Source organism: Pseudonocardia parietis (assembly GCF_017876315.1).
GTDB lineage: Bacteria > Actinomycetota > Actinomycetes > Mycobacteriales > Pseudonocardiaceae > Pseudonocardia > Pseudonocardia parietis.
Map to the genome: position 1 here is coordinate 5,861,914 of NZ_JAGINU010000001.1, position 15,180 is coordinate 5,877,093.

General features: G+C 68.3%; 10 protein-coding genes and 3 pseudogenes. 7 read left to right on the forward strand and 6 right to left on the reverse strand.

Translation table 11 applies throughout. The features are described from left to right. Nucleotides 1–12 precede the first annotated feature (12 nt). Together JOF36_RS27460 and JOF36_RS27465 are read left to right on the forward strand one after the other, a co-directional pair. A complete protein-coding gene (locus tag JOF36_RS27460; RefSeq protein ID WP_210032508.1) occupies nt 13–879 on the forward strand; it encodes a mycofactocin-coupled SDR family oxidoreductase in 867 nt (288 codons plus the stop codon). An 85-nt stretch (nt 880–964) separates the two neighbouring features. Beyond that, entirely contained in the window at nt 965–1,486 is a 522-nt protein-coding gene (locus JOF36_RS27465) for a DoxX family protein (RefSeq protein ID WP_210032510.1), read from the forward strand. A 490-nt stretch (nt 1,487–1,976) separates the two neighbouring features. Here JOF36_RS27465 and JOF36_RS27470 read toward each other — a convergent pair whose 3' ends face one another. Further along, complete coding sequence (locus tag JOF36_RS27470; RefSeq protein ID WP_245351005.1) at nt 1,977–3,710, reverse strand: IS1634 family transposase; 1,734 nt, start codon at nt 3,708–3,710, stop codon at nt 1,977–1,979. Between the two features lie 623 nt (nt 3,711–4,333). Here JOF36_RS27470 and JOF36_RS27475 point away from each other — a divergent pair. The 3 genes and pseudogenes from JOF36_RS27475 to ltrA all read left to right on the forward strand — a co-directional run. Continuing rightward, nucleotides 4,334–4,438, forward strand: a pseudogene (locus JOF36_RS27475) (IS5/IS1182 family transposase); the annotation flags it as partial. 113 nt (nt 4,439–4,551) lie between these two features. After that, a pseudogene (locus JOF36_RS27480) lies at nt 4,552–5,091 on the forward strand (IS1634 family transposase); the annotation flags it as partial. Nucleotides 5,092–5,692: 601 nt separating this feature from the next. After that, a complete protein-coding gene (gene ltrA / locus JOF36_RS27485; protein WP_210032514.1) occupies nt 5,693–7,174 on the forward strand; it encodes a group II intron reverse transcriptase/maturase in 1,482 nt (493 codons plus the stop codon). A 129-nt stretch (nt 7,175–7,303) separates the two neighbouring features. Here ltrA and JOF36_RS27490 read toward each other — a convergent pair whose 3' ends face one another. The 5 genes from JOF36_RS27490 to JOF36_RS27510 all read right to left on the reverse strand — a co-directional run bounded on the left by JOF36_RS27490 (nt 7,304) and on the right by JOF36_RS27510 (nt 12,349). Further along, nucleotides 7,304–8,743, reverse strand: a complete 1,440-nt coding sequence (locus JOF36_RS27490; protein WP_210032515.1) for a site-specific integrase — start codon at nt 8,741–8,743, stop codon at nt 7,304–7,306. A 203-nt stretch (nt 8,744–8,946) separates the two neighbouring features. Then, nucleotides 8,947–9,267: a helix-turn-helix domain-containing protein gene (locus JOF36_RS27495; protein WP_210032517.1), complete on the reverse strand. Its 321-nt coding sequence runs from the start codon at nt 9,265–9,267 to the stop codon at nt 8,947–8,949. Continuing rightward, nucleotides 9,264–9,404 carry a hypothetical protein gene (locus JOF36_RS27500; RefSeq protein WP_210036445.1) on the reverse strand — a complete coding sequence of 47 codons (141 nt, stop codon included), beginning with the start codon at nt 9,402–9,404 and terminating at the stop codon, nt 9,264–9,266. The genes JOF36_RS27495 and JOF36_RS27500 overlap by 4 nt, the downstream gene beginning before the upstream one ends. A gap of 131 nt (nt 9,405–9,535) precedes the next feature. Then, nucleotides 9,536–11,269, reverse strand: coding sequence for an IS1634 family transposase (locus tag JOF36_RS27505; RefSeq protein WP_245351006.1), 1,734 nt, complete (start codon nt 11,267–11,269; stop codon nt 9,536–9,538). A gap of 138 nt (nt 11,270–11,407) precedes the next feature. Continuing rightward, the gene (locus JOF36_RS27510; protein ID WP_210032519.1) at nt 11,408–12,349 is read right to left on the reverse strand and encodes a tyrosine-type recombinase/integrase; all 942 of its coding nucleotides are present in this window, start codon (nt 12,347–12,349) and stop codon (nt 11,408–11,410) included. Between the two features lie 216 nt (nt 12,350–12,565). On the opposite strand from JOF36_RS27510, the pseudogene JOF36_RS27515 reads away from it, so the two are divergent. Then, nucleotides 12,566–13,546: pseudogene (locus JOF36_RS27515) on the forward strand (IS1634 family transposase); the annotation flags it as partial. Further along, nucleotides 13,536–14,330, forward strand: coding sequence for an HARBI1 family protein (locus JOF36_RS27520; RefSeq protein WP_210032521.1), 795 nt, complete (start codon nt 13,536–13,538; stop codon nt 14,328–14,330). The pseudogene JOF36_RS27515 and the gene JOF36_RS27520, both read left to right, overlap by 11 nt. Nucleotides 14,331–15,180: the final 850 nt, after the last annotated feature.

The following is a 15,180-nucleotide window of genomic DNA, read 5'->3' on the forward strand; positions in this document are numbered from 1 at the left end:
GAGAGGTTCGTCGTGCCAGGTCGCCTGGAAGGCAAGGTCGCGTTCGTCACCGGCGCGGCGCGGGGTCAGGGCCGGAGCCACGCCGTGCGCCTGGCGCAGGAGGGCGCGGACATCATCGCGGTCGACATCTGCGAACAGATCGAGTCCAACCCCTATCCGCTGGCCACGGACGCCGACCTCGCCGAGACCGCGCTGCTGGTGGAGAAGCTCGATCGCCGCATCGTCACCCGCAAGGCCGACGTCCGGGAGCGGCACCAGCTGCAGGAGGCCGTGGAGGCCGGTATCGCGGAGCTGGGCCGGCTCGATGTCGTCGTGGCCAACGCCGGCATCCTGCCGATGGCCATGGGCGACCCGGACCCGATGGACTTCGTCGACGCCACCGACGTCGATCTCATCGGCGTGATGAACGCGGTGGCGGTGGCGGTGCCGCACCTGCCGAACTTCGGGTCGGTCGTGGTCACCGGGTCGACCGCGGCAATGCTGCCCAACACGACCGACAACCCCGCGATGGGCCCCGGCAGCGCCGGTTACGGCTGGGCGAAGCGGATCCTGATGAGCTATGTCGAGCAGATGGCCCTGCACCTCGCGCCGAGGTTCATCCGCGTCAACGCCGTCCACCCGACCAACGTCAACACGCACCTGCTGCACAACGACGGCCTCTACGGCATGTTCCGGCCCGACCTCGAGAACCCGACCCGGGAGGACGTCGAGCCGGCGTTCACCACCTTCCAGGCCATGCCGATCCCCTACGTCGAGCCGGTCGACATCTCCAACCTCGTCCTGTTCCTGGCCTCCGCCGAAGCCCGCTACGTCACCGGGCAGCAGATCCGCGTCGACGCCGGGTCGCTGCTGAAGTTCCCTCAGGGGCCCGGCAGCTGAGATCGTTCCTCCGGCTGCACGCCGCAGCCGGGCGAGCCGAGATGCACCCAGTCGGATTCGTCGAAGCAGAGCTGAGAGGCCCCTGATGACCGGTAGCACTTCCGCAGACGTCGGAATCCTCGTCCTCCGTGTGGTCGCCGGGATCACCATGGCCGCCCACGGGTACCAGAAGTTCTTCTCGGGCGAGCGGATCTCCGGCACCGGCCGCTGGTTCGACAGCATGGGCATGCGCCCGGGTCGGCTGCACGCTCTGGCCGCCGCCACGACCGAACTGCTTGCCGGCATCTTCTTGGCCGTGGGGCTGCTCACCGCAGTGGCGGGCGCCGCGTTCGTCGCGCTCATGCTGGTCGCCGGGTACACGGTTCATCGCGCCAACGGCTTCTTCAGCGTGCGGTCAGGATGGGAGTACAACCTCGTACTCGCCACGATCGGGGTCGCCGTCGCCGTGACCGGCCCCGGCCGGTACTCCCTGGATCATGTCCTCGGGCTCACCGGTCCGCTCTCGGGTTCGACCGGCCTGCTCATCGCGGGGGCCGGTGGAGGGCTCGCCGGCGTGGGACAGCTCGTGATCTTCTTCCGTCCATCAACGGTCGTGAACAACGCCTGAGAGCGGGGCCTGTCCGACGCAGGCCTGGAGGGCTCGGCGCGTGGCCGTTCGGCGGTTGCTCCTGTCGTGCTCGCGGCCGGGCTGGCCGTGTGTTCCGGGGCTACTCGCCCCTCGACGCCACCACCGCGTGCGCCTGCGGACCGTCCCCTCCTGAGCGATGCGGACACCTCCGGCTCACGCCGCTGAGCGGCATAGGCACCTCCGCGGCGTGGCGCGCGAGATCCGCCAGCACCAAATTCATGTCTGGACCGCCGCCCGGTGAGCCGGCCCGATCCCGCGCAAGCCACAGCATCACCACGCAGCTGGCGCGGCTCATCATGAGCAACGTCGTCTTCGCATCCGTGTATCCGTTGACGGCTTCATGACCGCCGATGGCCCTGCGTTCCGCAGCCGAGGTGAGCGTCTAGGACGCGGATTGCGATGTTGACCTGCGGAAATGAGGGTGAGCACGCGCAGTGCGTGTGTTACTAGGCGGTGGCGTTGTGCCTGGTCAGCGACCTGCGGGGGTGATCTCGATGATCTTCTTGGGGAGGGGGAGGTCGAGCCGGGCGTAGAGGTCGGTCTGGGGCTTGGTGGGGTCGGTGCGCTGGCGGAATGTCCCGGTGGGGCCGGTGAAGGTGACGGCGTGGAGCCGGTCGAGGTCGCGGCGGATGTGGTGCCAGGTCTGACCGGTGGTGGTCTCGGCGATGCGGATGAGCAGTAGCGCGAGCCAGCAGAGCATGACGTGGGCGCGGATGCGTTCTTCGAGGCGGTGATAGACCGGGCGCAGGTCGAGGATCTGTTTCATGTCGCGCCAGCCGCGCTCGACTTCAAGGAGTTGCTTGTAGCCCAGCGCGATGTCGGTGGCGCTCAGGTGCGGGTCCGAGCAGCGCAGCAGGTACTTGCCGTCCAAGTTGGCCTCGGTCTTGATCTTCGCCTTGTCGATGCGCAGCAGCCCGCCGGGGGTGAGGCGCAGGTAGCGGTTCAGGCCGGGCTTGGTCGAGATCTTCCCGCGCAGCTCGCCGCGTTTCATCGTCGGGAGCTTGTCGGATCCGGCGATGAGCTCGTCGAGTTGGGCGACGAGCCGGTCGCGGATGTGGGCGTCGCGCTCGGCGGCCTCGGGGTTGTGGCAGATGACGAACCGCTCGCTGTCGGAGACCTGCACTTCCTTGACCCGCAGGTTCTCGCCGATGGTGGTGTAGCGGCCCTGCCGCGACAGGGCGGTCTTGATCTCCGGGCTGTCCGAGCGGAGCTTCTCGCCGATGATGTAGGTGTGCTCGCCGCGACGTAGGTAGCGGCGGTTGGCTTGTGAGGAGAAGCCGCGGTCGGCGACCCACACGATCTTCGACAGGGTCCAGTCCCGCATGTCGTCGCGGACCTGGCGGATCAGCTTCGAGTCGGCGGTGTTGCCCGGCCAGCACCACACCCGCACCGGGATCCCCTCGCGGGTCACCGCCATCCCGATCACGATCTGGGGCAGGTCGTCGCGGGAGTCCTTCGACTTGCCGTAGGTCCGGAACCCGGCCGCGCTCTGCTCGTCGTCGGTGCCGTCCTGACCGTCCTGACCGTCCTTGCCGTCCCGGCCGGCCACGACCTGCCCGTGTTCGTCGCGGTCCACCGGTGTGTCGGGATCCTCCAGCTCGAAGTAGGTGGAGGTGGTATCGAAGAACAGCAGGTCGACCTCGAGGTTGAGCAGGTTCGCGACCTGGGCAAACACCTCGCGCTCCAGGTGTTCGCGCACGTCGTGGAGCCAGTCCATCGCCCGGTAGCAGACATCGTCGGAGGTCTCGGGCAGGCCGTCGATGTGCACATCGTTCGAGATCCAGTCCGCGGCGGCCAGCTTCGACGACGGCGCCAGGGCCCGGTTGGCGACCAGCCCGAACAGCACCCGCTCGAACGGCGCGCTGCCCCGCCGCTTGGCCAGCAGCCTGTTCATCACCGTGTCGATGCCCAGCCGGCGCCACAGCCCGTCGAGGACATCGGTGCCGCCCAGCGGGCGCGAGCCGAGCAAGCTCAGATCTGAGCCGGCGGTGGCCTTGAGCGCCGCTGCCGGGTCGAGCAGCCGTGACAGCGACACGATCAGCCGCTCGATCGCCGCGGTGTCGACCTGATCGGTCCGCCCGAAGCTGTAGAGGATCTTGGTGCGAGAGGTGCGGGCAGCAGGGTCCCAGTCGTTGTGGACCAGCTGCAGGTAGGACACCCGGGTCCCGTTGCGGTTCTGCCGCTTCACCTCCCGCAAGAACATGTCCCAGACACTATCGACATCCACCCACGTCAATCAACCTAAACTGGGCGATTCGTGTACTAGGCGTTCTCGCGGTCGAACGCTAGGCGCGAACCGCTGACCTGCCCACACCGCCCAGACGTGTCCCAGAATCCACCATCAGCTGCGGAACGCAGGATGGCGTCGCTGCCCGATTAGCCACCGGGCCAGAACAGCCAGCGCCGCCACGCATGAACGCTCACCGATCCACGACAGGATCAGGCAGCCACCTCCCAACGGCGGCTGTACCTTCGTCACCGACGAGATCGAGTCCGTACTCGATCAGATTCGGACAGGGGTGATGTCGACGTAGCGCTGATGTTCCTGGTCAACGCGTTCGATCTCAAGCTCGATGAGCTCGGCCCTGACGAGTCGGGCGCGGTGCGCCCGTAGTCGCAATCCGGACGGGGTCGGTGACGGATTCGGGAGGCAGCGGGCCGCAAAGCGCCGTTTCCTGAATCCCTAGACCTTGCAGTGAGCCTTTCCCGGTAGCGGGAGCAGCTGCTGGTGACACGCCGTGGGCGTGGAGATGATCAACGTGGGCGCGGGACCCCGGTAGAAGAGGTCGGTCCGCCTAAAGATCGACTCCACCACCGAGGTCCCGCGTGTCCGATCCTGTCATCTACACCGCCGTGCTCCCGATCGGGGAGCCCACCGCCGCGTTCGTGTCCCAGCTACTGGCCGGCGAACGCGCACGACGAGGCACCCGCCCTGACTTGGCTCACGCGTGGATCTTCAGGTCGGTTGCAGCGCGTTGACCTGGGGGATCGTCGGTGAGGTCGGCGGAATCTGTGCACTAACGTCGGCTCGTAGGCTCGGGGAGATGGCGTATGTGCGCACGGTCCGGACCGGGTCGGGAGCGACCGCGGTCCAGATCGTGCACGGCACGCGCCGCGGAGCCCGCGATATCGAGCATCTCGGCTCGGCCCACGACGTCCAGGCGGTCGAGGCACTCAAGGCGGTCGCCCGCCAGCGGCTGGCCGGCGGGCAGGGCGAGCTCGACCTCGGTCTCGACACCGAGGTCACCACCGTGGGCGGGGCGGAGCCGTTGCAGATCGCGTCCTCGACGATGGCGCCGCTGTGGGATGCGCTGTGCTCGGCGTATGACCAGCTCGGATTCGGCTCCGCCACCGAGGGCGACGAGGTGTTCCGGCAGCTGGTGCTCGCGCGGATCATCGAGCCGACCAGCAAGCGCGACAGCCTCCGGGTACTGGCCGAGGCCGGGATCGACACCGTCTCCTACGCCACCCTCAAGCGCCGACTGCAGGGCTATGCCGATGACGCCTGGCGACGCCGTCTCGCCGCGGCGTGCGCGGCACACGCTCAGCTCGGGCCTGCCACGCTCGTGCTCTACGACGTGTCCGTGCGCCATGAGGCGCTTGTTGTCCGAGTGGAGGTGAGAGACCACCACCGTGGGGTTCCTGCCGTAGCAGGGGCTTGGAAGCTGGGGGCAGCCTGATCGGGGAGACGACCGGGAGGGTGGGAGCAGCCCTGACGAAGCCGTGTCGCGCCAGCACCGTCAGATGGCGTGAGCGCGGCGAGCGTGTCGCAGAGGTATACGCGAGGAACCGGCGTGATCACCTGTCTTGACGTATTACCGCCTCGAACCTGACGGATGTGGGGCGGGCACGGTGTGCCACCGGCCGGAGTGACGGGCTGGTGGCCTGCCCGGGAGCGGAGTCACGGCTCCCGGGCGGGACCGGCGGTGAACGACTACGGGGTAGCCGCTGGTCAGGGCCGTAGGCAGATAGTCGGGTGCCTCCTGCGACGAGCGGACAACGAGTGAACATGGGAAGGCCCCGACGCCTGCCGACCCGCCCGCGCGGCCAGCGCGGCCGGGGGTCGGCTGAGTCCGTCGTCGACTGAACGGTGCCGGGGCCGGCGGAGCCGCCGTAGTACTGCGAGTCCGGGAGAGCCGGACGCATCGGGAAGGGCGGCAGCGAGGATGGATAGGAGGTGCTGTGATGGTGCGAGACGCGTCGGTGAACTCCGGCGCCGGGCTCGTGGTCGACGCTGCTGAGGTTGCGGTCGGGTCGGCGGCGGGTCGGGTAGCGCGGACGCAGGCCAAGTATCACCGTTGGGCGGGCACCGACCGCGGCACGCGGTTCGGGGACCTGTTCAACCTGGTGTGTCACCCCGACTACCTCCAGGTGGCCTGGGAACACGTGGCACGCAACAAGGGGGCCCGTTCGGCGGGGATCGACGGTGTGACCGTGCGTCGCATCGTCGACGCCGGCGGGGTGGAGGCGTTCCTGACCGGGATCGCCGCGAGCCTCAAGGACGGCAGCTACCGGCCCATGCCGGTGCGGCGGGTGCTCATCCCGAAGCCGGGCGGCAAGCCCCGGCCGTTGGGGATCCCGACCGTCACCGACAGGGTCGTGCAGCAGTCCTTGAGGATGGTGCTGGAACCCATCTTCGAGGCCGACTTCTCGCCGGTCTCCTACGGGTTCCGGCCCAAGCGGCGAGCCCACGACGCGGTCGCCGAGATCCATTTCTACGCCTCACGCGGTTATCGGTGGGTACTCGACGCCGATATCGAGGCGTGTTTCGACAACCTCGACCACCGGGCTGTCCTGGACCGGGTGCGGGCGAGGATCTCGGACAACAGGACCGTGGCGCTGGTCCGCGCATTCCTCAAAGCCGGTGTGCTCACCGAGCTCGGGACCCTGCGTGAGACCGGGGCGGGCACGCCCCAGGGCGGCATCATCTCCCCGCTGCTGGCCAACATCGCCTTGTCCGCGTTGGACGAGGCGATCATGGCCCCGTGGGCGCCGGGCGGTGACCAGGCCACCCAGGTCGGTCGCGCCAAGCGCCGCCACCACGGGTTGGGCAACTGGCGGATCGTGCGCTACGCGGACGACTTCGTCATCATGACCAACGGCGGCAGAGACGACGTCGTCGCCCTGCAAGAGCAGGTCACGACGGTGTTGGCCCGGCTCGGTCTGCGACTGTCACAGGCCAAGACCGCGGTCAGGCACCTGAGCGAGGGGATCGACTTCCTCGGCTTCCACATCCAGTGGCGCCGACGCAGAGGAGGCAGGAAGTGGTTCTGCATGACCATGATCGCCGACAAGGCGTTCCGGTCGATCAAGCAGACGATCCGCAACCTGACCCCTCGCCGCTCACCTCGACCGCTCTCGATGGTGCTCATGGAGGTCAACGCGGCGCTGCGCGGCTGGACGGCGTACTTCCGGCACGCGATCGCCGGGCGCAGGTTCTCGTTTCTGCGGTACTTCTCGTGGAGACGGCTCGTGGCCTGGCAACGCGAGCAGCACCGCTGGAACTGGACTGCGGTCACCCGATGGCTCCGCCGCCCTGACGGGAGCTGGAGACCCATCACGGCCGCAGGCGTGATGCTGTTCGACCCGACGAAGGTTCGCATCCGGCGATACCTGTATCGGGGCAACCGCATCCCCAGCCCCTACAAGCCGACCATGGCCGCCTGACGGCGTCATCCTCGTGGAGAGCCCGTTGCGGTGAGAGCCGCACGGCGGGTTCGGCGGGCGGCCCGCGGTTTGCCCGGAGTTCAGCCGAACTGAAGGGGTCTCAGCGGGAACTCAAGGGTGTGTGGGGGCTCAGGAGCGATTCGACCCTTGGGTTCGTGCTGAACCCGGGTGGTGGTCGGCGGGGGTGTGTAGGAGTTTCGCGGCGGCGTCGCTGTATCGGATGGCGGTGGTCTCGTCGAGTCCGAACACGGTCGCGAGGTGGAGTGGGTCGGCGCCGTGGGTGAGTGCCTCCTCGAGCTGCCGGTCGACGCGCAGGTTTTCGAGGGTGGCGGCGCGGCCGCGGAAGGGCGCGGTGAGCGCGTTGACGCTGACCGGCCGGGTGGTCGAGGCGGTCTGCTTGTTGATGATCAGGTGCGGGTTGGCCGTGTTCGGCCAGCGGCTGCGTCGCGCGGCGAGCCAGTCGAGCAGCAGGCGGTGGGTGAGCTCGTCGAGGGGGCGGGTCACGGCGGCGATGGTGAGCCGCCGGTTGCCCAGGTCGACATCGTCGAGGTGCAGGGTGCGGATCGACTCTGGGCGGGCGGCGTGCACTGCGGCCAGCGCGAGGGTCAGGCGGGCGGCTGGGGTGGTCGCTGCCTGGGTGACGTCGTCGATCTGCGCGGGTGTGAGCGGGAGGATGATCGACTCGTCACGGTGGCCGATCCGGACGCGAGCGGTCGGGTCGGCGAAGATGCTGCCGGTCTTCTTGCAGTAGCGCATGAGCGAGCGCAGCGCGCCGAGGGTGCGGCGGCGGGGGTGGCCGCGCAGGGCTCGGGCGATCCCGGTGACGTCGCTGGTGGTGACTTCACGTAGGTGCTGGTAGCGGGTCGACCAGTCCACCAGCACCGGGTGCGCGGCGCGCAGGTAACGGCGGACGGTGTGCAGGTCGCGAGGGTGGTTCCGCGGTCCGCCGCGCTGCAGGGCGCGCACCCAGGCGCGGACGTCGTCGATGATCCCCGGTGCCAGGTCGGCGAGCTTGGCGGCCAGCCAGGACTCGAAGGCGGGGACACGATCGTCATCGAGCAGCCCGGCCTGGGACAGGACCTCGGCGACGCGGCTGATGCTGACGCCATAGCGGTGCAGGACCTCGATCAGCTGTGAGTACCGCAACCGCTCACCGTCGGCGTGGCCGGACAACACCACGACCAGCGCCCGGTCGAGCTCGGCGACCAGAGCGGCGTTCCAGCCGTGGGCTTGGCTCATCGTTGCCGCGATGCGCCGCACCCGGATCAGGGCGTGGTTGTCCAGCTCGGCGTGCTGGGCCCGGTCGAAGGCCCGCCCGGGTCCGGGCAGGTGCAGTTGTAGTTGCCCGCCATCGGCGGAACCGGCAGGTCGGGCACGGTCGGCAGCGGGTGGGGTGTGGAGGCGACGTCGTGCACCGGAGCGTGGGCCGCGCATCTTGGTGGTGCCGGCGAACGAGAGCTGGTGGCTGGTGACAGCGGCGAGATCGGCCGGGGTGACAATCGGTGGGTCCTGGGCTTGCAGCGCGGCCTGCAGCCAGCAGAGTCGGCAGTAGCGGTTCTTCAACGGCACGTCGCGGCGACATCCAGCACAGCGGGCGCTGGGGTGGCGCCGGCGGAAGTCGTAGCAGGCTCGGCAGTACCCGCCATAGAGCAGCCCCCAGGACAAGCAGGTCGGGCAACTCGACGCCGACATGCGCGCCGCCGGCGGTGCCTGGCTGGCCAGCGCTCGCCCCGGCGTGGACGCCGCTATCGATTCCGGCGGCGGCGCTGTGGTCATTCCGGCGGTAGTGATCGGCCGTCGCGGCGTTTCGGCGTCACCGTTGTGCCGGTGCCGGTCGCGGTCTGCGGTGCGTAATCGGCCCTCGGGCGGGTAACGCGGCCGGGTTCGGGGATGAGTAATTCCTCGACGCCACACTCCAGTACGGCGCATATGGTGTCCAGGTCCTCGAGTTTCACACTGGCCGGGTGGCCCGACCACAACCCGGACATCTTCCCGGTGCTGATCACCAGGCCGCGTTCGGCCAGCATGACCTGCAGCTCGCTGGCCTTCCAGATACCGCGGTGAGCGGCCGCCAGACGGAGGTTCCACCTCATACCTTCAGCCCTTTCAGTCGCCCGGCCGCGCGGTCCTGCCCGGCGCTCCACGCGTCTTCGACATGCGTCCGATGCACGTGCACGTAATTCATCGTGGTCGCAATCCAGGCGTGTCCGAGCGTTTCCTGGATCGCCATCAAATCCATTCCACTGACCTGCGTTCCGCAGCCGAGGTGAGCGTCTAGGACGCGGATTGCGATGTTGACCTGCGGAAATGAGGGTGAGCACGCGCAGTGCGTGTGTTACTAGGCGGTGGCGTTGTGCCTGGTCAGCGACCTGCGGGGGTGATCTCGATGATCTTCTTGGGGAGGGGGAGGTCGAGCCGGGCGTAGAGGTCGGTCTGGGGCTTGGTGGGGTCGGTGCGCTGGCGGAATGTCCCGGTGGGGCCGGTGAAGGTGACGGCGTGGAGCCGGTCGAGGTCGCGGCGGATGTGGTGCCAGGTCTGGCCGGTGGTGGTCTCGGCGATGCGGATGAGCAGTAGCGCGAGCCAGCAGAGCATGACGTGGGCGCGGATGCGTTCTTCGAGGCGGTGATAGACCGGGCGCAGATCGAGGATCTGTTTCATGTCGCGCCAGCCGCGCTCGACTTCGAGGAGTTGCTTGTAGCCCAGCGCGATGTCGGTGGCGCTCAGGTGTGGGTCCGAGCAGCGCAGCAGGTACTTGCCGTCCAGGTTGGCCTCGGTCTTGATCTTCGCCTTGTCGATGCGCAGCAGCCCGCCGGGGGTGAGGCGCAGGTAGCGGTTCAGGCCGGGCTTGGTCGAGATCTTCCCGCGCAGCTCGCCGCGTTTCATCGTCGGGAGCTTGTCGGATCCGGCGATGAGCTCGTCGAGTTGGGCGACGAGCCGGTCGCGGATGTGGGCGTCGCGCTCGGCGGCCTCGGGGTTGTGGCAGATGACGAACCGCTCGGTGTCGGAGACCTGCACTTCCTTGACCCGCAGGTTCTCGCCGATGGTGGTGTAGCGGCCCTGCCGCGACAGGGCGGTCTTGATCTCCGGGCTGTCCGAGCGGAGCTTCTCGCCGATGATGTAGGTGTGCTCGCCGCGACGTAGGTAGCGGCGGTTGGCTTGTGAGGAGAAGCCGCGGTCGGCGACCCACACGATCTTCGACAGGGTCCAGTCCCGCATGTCGTCGCGGACCTGGCGGATCAGTTTCGAGTCGGCGGTGTTGCCCGGCCAGCACCACACCCGCACCGGGATCCCCTCGCGGGTCACCGCCATCCCGATCACGATCTGGGGCAGGTCGTCGCGGGAGTCCTTCGACTTGCCGTAGGTCCGGAACCCGGCCGCGCTCTGCTCGGCGTCGACGCCGTCCTGACCGTCGGCGTCGTCCTTGCCGTCCCGGTCGGCCACGACCTGCCCGTGTTCGTCGCGGTCCACCGGGGTGTCGGGGTCGGCCAGCTCGAAGTAGGTGGAGGTGGTGTCGAAGAACAGCAGGTCGACCTCGAGGTTGAGCAGGTTCGCGACCTGCCCGAACACCTCGCGCTCCAAGTGCTCGCGCACGTCGTGGAGCCAGTCCATCGCCCGATAGCAGACATCGTCGGAGACCTCGGGCAGGCCGTCGATGTGCACATCGTTGGAGATCCAGTCCGCGGCGGCCAGCTTCGACGACGGCGCCAGGGCCCGGTTGGCGACCAGCCCGAACAGCACCCGCTCGAACGGCGCGCTGCCCCGCCGCTTGGCCAGCAGCCTGTTCATCACCGTGTCGATGCCCAGCCGGCGCCACAGCCCGTCGAGGACATCGGTGCCGCCCAGCGGGCGCGAGCCGAGCAAGCTCAGATCTGAGCCGGCGGTGGCCTTGAGCGCCGCTGCCGGGTCGAGCAGCCGTGACAGCGACACGATCAGCCGCTCGATCGCCGCGGTGTCGACCTGATCGGTCCGCCCGAAGCTGTAGAGGATCTTGGTGCGAGAGGTGCGGGCAGCAGGGTCCCAGTCGTTGTGGACCAGCTGCAGGTAGGACACCCGGGTCCCGTTGCGGTTCTGCCGCTTCACCTCCCGCAAGAACATGTCCCAGACACTATCGACATCCACCCACGTCAATCAACCTAAACTGGGCGATTCGTGTACTAGGCGTTCTCGCGGTCGAACGCTAGGCGCGAACCGCTGACCTGCCCACACCGCCCAGACGTGTCCCAGAATCCACCATCAGCTGCGGAACGCAGGACTGAAGTAGAGTTGGCTTGCGCAGAAATGGCGCAGCACATGCGGGGTGAGTCGGCTCGACCATCCGGGCAGGTGCCCGGCAGCGGCCTCGGCGAGCCCGGCGCGCAGCACCTCGTTACCCACCCGGGCCGCGGTGCCATCGGCGTTCTTGCGTTCGGAGCAGAACAGCGGCGCACCGTGCCGGTCCGGGTCATCGCCGAGCTGGCCCCAGACGTCTTCGACGAACCAGCGCAGCGTCGTCCCAGCATTGTTGATCAACGGCACCATGCGTTCGCGGGGCCCCGATCCGCGGGCGCCCTTGCCATGCCGGACGTGGATCTTGCCGAACCGGCCCAGGTCCCACTTGATGTCGGTGAGGTCCAGGTGGCGGACCTCGTTGATCCGTAACCCCACTTCCGACATCAAGCGGGCCGCGGCGTAGTTGCGCGCGGTGGGGCCGAACTTGCGGCAGGTCGCCAGTTCGCCGCGCCACCCGGTGAACAGCTGCCCGACCTGCTCGACCGTCGGCGGGATCCGCAGCCGGGCCGGCCGCCGTCCGCGCGGTCGGTTCATCTCATCGATCGGGCACTCGACGATCCGGCCGGTCATGTTGTGGATCTCGACCTTGTGTCGCAGCTCCACGAACTCGAAGTAGGTCTTCACCGCCTGGGCGCGCGCGAGCCTGGTGCCCGGGGGAACCTCGCGCAGCACCGTGCCGAAGTAGGCGTCAGCATCGCTGGGTTGCATGTCCCACAGCGGTCGACCGAACCAGGTCCGCACTTGATCCAGATGGCTGACATCGGTGCGGATCGTGCTGTCCGATAGCCCCGCGGCCGCGCGGGCGAGCACGAACCCGGCGACCACGTCGGTCTCGAACCGCTCGATGTCCTCCGGGCCCGCCGGTTCCCGCATCTCGCGCAGGTCCCGCACCACTGCCAGTCCCACCGCGACACCCCGACTTCAGCCCAACCGCACGAACACCAGTATGGGTGTCAACGCTTCAGGGGATCTGAAGTTTGGTCAGAACCGGTAAGATCACCTGAACGGGCAAGGAACCGCTGGTCCAGGGCAGAGGCAGACTCAACAGCCGGCAACGAACCCAGGGGTTATTTTTTAGAAACGGACCGGGAGCGATCCCGGCACCGCGCCGCGGGCCGACCCAACACTCTGTACTTCGAGACCGACACCGGCGACGGGTTCCGTGAGCCCGGGTTCTCCAAAGAACGCCGCCTGGAGCCGCAGATCACGATCGGGCTGCTCACCGACGCCGCGGGGTTTCCGCTGATGGTCGAGGCGTTCGAGGGCAACCGCGCCGAGACCGCCACCATGCTGCCCACGCTGCGGGCGTTCATGGCCGCCCACCAGCTCGAGGACATCACCGTGGTCGCCGACGCCGGGATGATCTCCACCGCCAACCAGAAGGCGATCGAGGAGGCCGGGTTGTCGTTCATCCTCGGCGCCAAGACCCCCACGGTCCCCTACGTGATCTCCGAATGGCTCCGCGACCACCCCGACAGCGAGGTCCCCGACGGGCTCATCCTGACCCAGCCCTGGCCCGCCGGTCCGCACGACAAGCGTCGTGACCAGGTCATCTACTACCAGTACACAGCTGACCGGGCCCGGCGCACCCTGCGCGGGATCGACGAACAGGTCGCCAAGGCCGAACGCGCCGTCGCCGGCAAGACCCCGGTCAAGCGCAACCGGTTCGTCACTCTCACCGGCGCGGACAAGGCGATCAACCGCACGCTGGAGACCAAGGCCCGCACGCTGGCCGGCTGGAAGGGCTACAGCACCAACCTCACCGGAGCCGGGTCGAAGTTCGTCATCGGTGCCTACCACCGGCTGTTCCAGATCGAGCGCTCCTTCCGGATGTCCAAGCACGATCTCGCTGCCCGGCCGATCTACCACCACAAACGTGCCTCCATCGAGGCACACCTGACGATCGTGTTCGCCGCGCTCGCCGTCTCGAGACTGGTCGAGGAACGCACCGGCTGGTCGATCCGACGGTTCGTCCAGACCGCGCGGACCTACCGCACCGTCCAGATCCACGCCGGCGGCCGGCTACTCACAGCCGCCGACCCCGTCCCCGACGACCTACAGACCGCCCTCGACCGCATCAGCGGCCCCGAAGGTGCGCACTAACCTGAGCCAAGTCAGGTCCCAGCTACTGGCCGGCGAACGCGCACGACGAGGCACCCGCCGGGGACGTCGTGCGCTGGGCTGCTACCGCCAAGCGGTGCTGGTGCTGCGCTGGTTCCTCGACGCCACCCGCGTCGCTCAACTCGCCGCAGACAACCAGCTTTCGAGTTCCACGACCTACCGCTACCTGCACGAAGGGATCGACGTGCTGGCCGCCGCCGCGCCCGGGCTACACGGGGCACTGCTGGCCGCACGAGCGGCCGGATACACCCACGTTCATCTCGACGGCACCCTGATCCGCACCGACCGATCCAGGGCCCTCGGACCGAACGTCCGGGTCGATCTCTGGTGGTCAGGAAAACACCGCCACCACGGCGGCAACATCCAGGCCCTCACCGCACCCGACGGGTGGCCACTGTGGACCTCGCAGGTCCGGCCAGGCCGGGAGCACGACACCACCTGCGCCCGCACCCACGACGGACTCCTCGACACCCTCCACGACTGGACCGACCAGACCCACGTCGTGCTCGCCGACCTCGGCTACGAGGGCGAGAACACCCGGCTGACCTGCCCGTTCAAAGCCCCGGCCGGAGGTGGGCTGCCCGTGGACCAGCGCGCCTACAACATGCTGCACTCCGCTACCCGAGCCCTGGCCGAGCGTGGGAACTCGCTGCTCAAGACGACCTTCCGCGCCCTGCGTCGGGTCACCCTGTGTCCCTGGCGGATCGGCGCAATCACCGCGGCGGCGCTGGTCCTGCTTCATCACGATCATGACCGAACAACCTGATCAACTCGCTACTGGGAAAGGTTCAGTGTCCCTGGCGCCACGGAGTCGCGGCAACGATGACGAAATCGAGCATCGAACCCTAGTTCGGGTCCTGGTGCGTCTTTCACCGCCGCTCCCGCCTTCGGCATCGCTGTGCGGTGCCGTGCGCGGTTGTGCAACACGGCAGGGAACGGTCTCGAACACCGCGTCTCAGCAGTGTGGGGAGCGGTTCCCCAGCTGCCGAGGAGCCCGATGCCCCGCCACGCCGCAGTGGCCGATCGACGGGCGCGCCGTTCAGCCCCGCACTGATCACCGGAACCGTCATCTATCGCTGCGACCGGTTTCGTCCGACCTTGCGACGTATTGCGCGATCGGGTTTACCTCGGGGAACCTCCCCGTCATGGCTAGTGCGTAGCTACACCGTCGAACCCGCGCGGCGGAAGGTGCCAGATCTGGTTCGGCTACTTCGCTGTCCTCGTCCGAGCCCAGCGCACGACAAGCGCGATCCGACATCCTCGACCTGGCGGCCAGCGAGTCCCGCGAGCTGCTGATGAACCAGCTTCCGAGTTGCCTGCTCGTACACGCCTCCGTGACTATGTCGGGGTTCAGGCCCACCAGACAGGACGCGGCAGCCCGGATGGGAGGAGCAGCCACGCTGTACCAAGCTCTTCTGGGGCTGGTCCGGTGCGTTATCGCGTCGCGGAGCTCGTTCGCCTACCCCTCATCGCCTCATCAGACCTGCTCACTGGCGCGCGGCGACCCCGGGGAGTACGTCGCCCGGACGGTGGGCGGAGGAGGGAATGGCCGCGACCGGTGACCACTAGAGCTGGTACGACGGGCTCGCTTTGCCACCGGCCTGATGGGCGGTGGA

Bases quoted from the DNA above. Each gene is read 5' to 3' on its own strand.
- JOF36_RS27465 (WP_210032510.1), top strand. From the start codon at position 965: ATGACCGGTAGCACTTCCGCAGACGTCGGAATCCTCGTCCTCCGTGTG.
- JOF36_RS27470 (WP_245351005.1), bottom strand. From the start codon at position 3,710: ATGTTCTTGCGGGAGGTGAAGCGGCAGAACCGCAACGGGACCCGGGTG.
- ltrA (WP_210032514.1), top strand. From the start codon at position 5,693: ATGGTGCGAGACGCGTCGGTGAACTCCGGCGCCGGGCTCGTGGTCGAC.
- JOF36_RS27495 (WP_210032517.1), bottom strand. From the start codon at position 9,267: ATGAGGTGGAACCTCCGTCTGGCGGCCGCTCACCGCGGTATCTGGAAG.
- JOF36_RS27500 (WP_210036445.1), bottom strand. From the start codon at position 9,404: ATGGCGATCCAGGAAACGCTCGGACACGCCTGGATTGCGACCACGATG.
- JOF36_RS27505 (WP_245351006.1), bottom strand. From the start codon at position 11,269: ATGTTCTTGCGGGAGGTGAAGCGGCAGAACCGCAACGGGACCCGGGTG.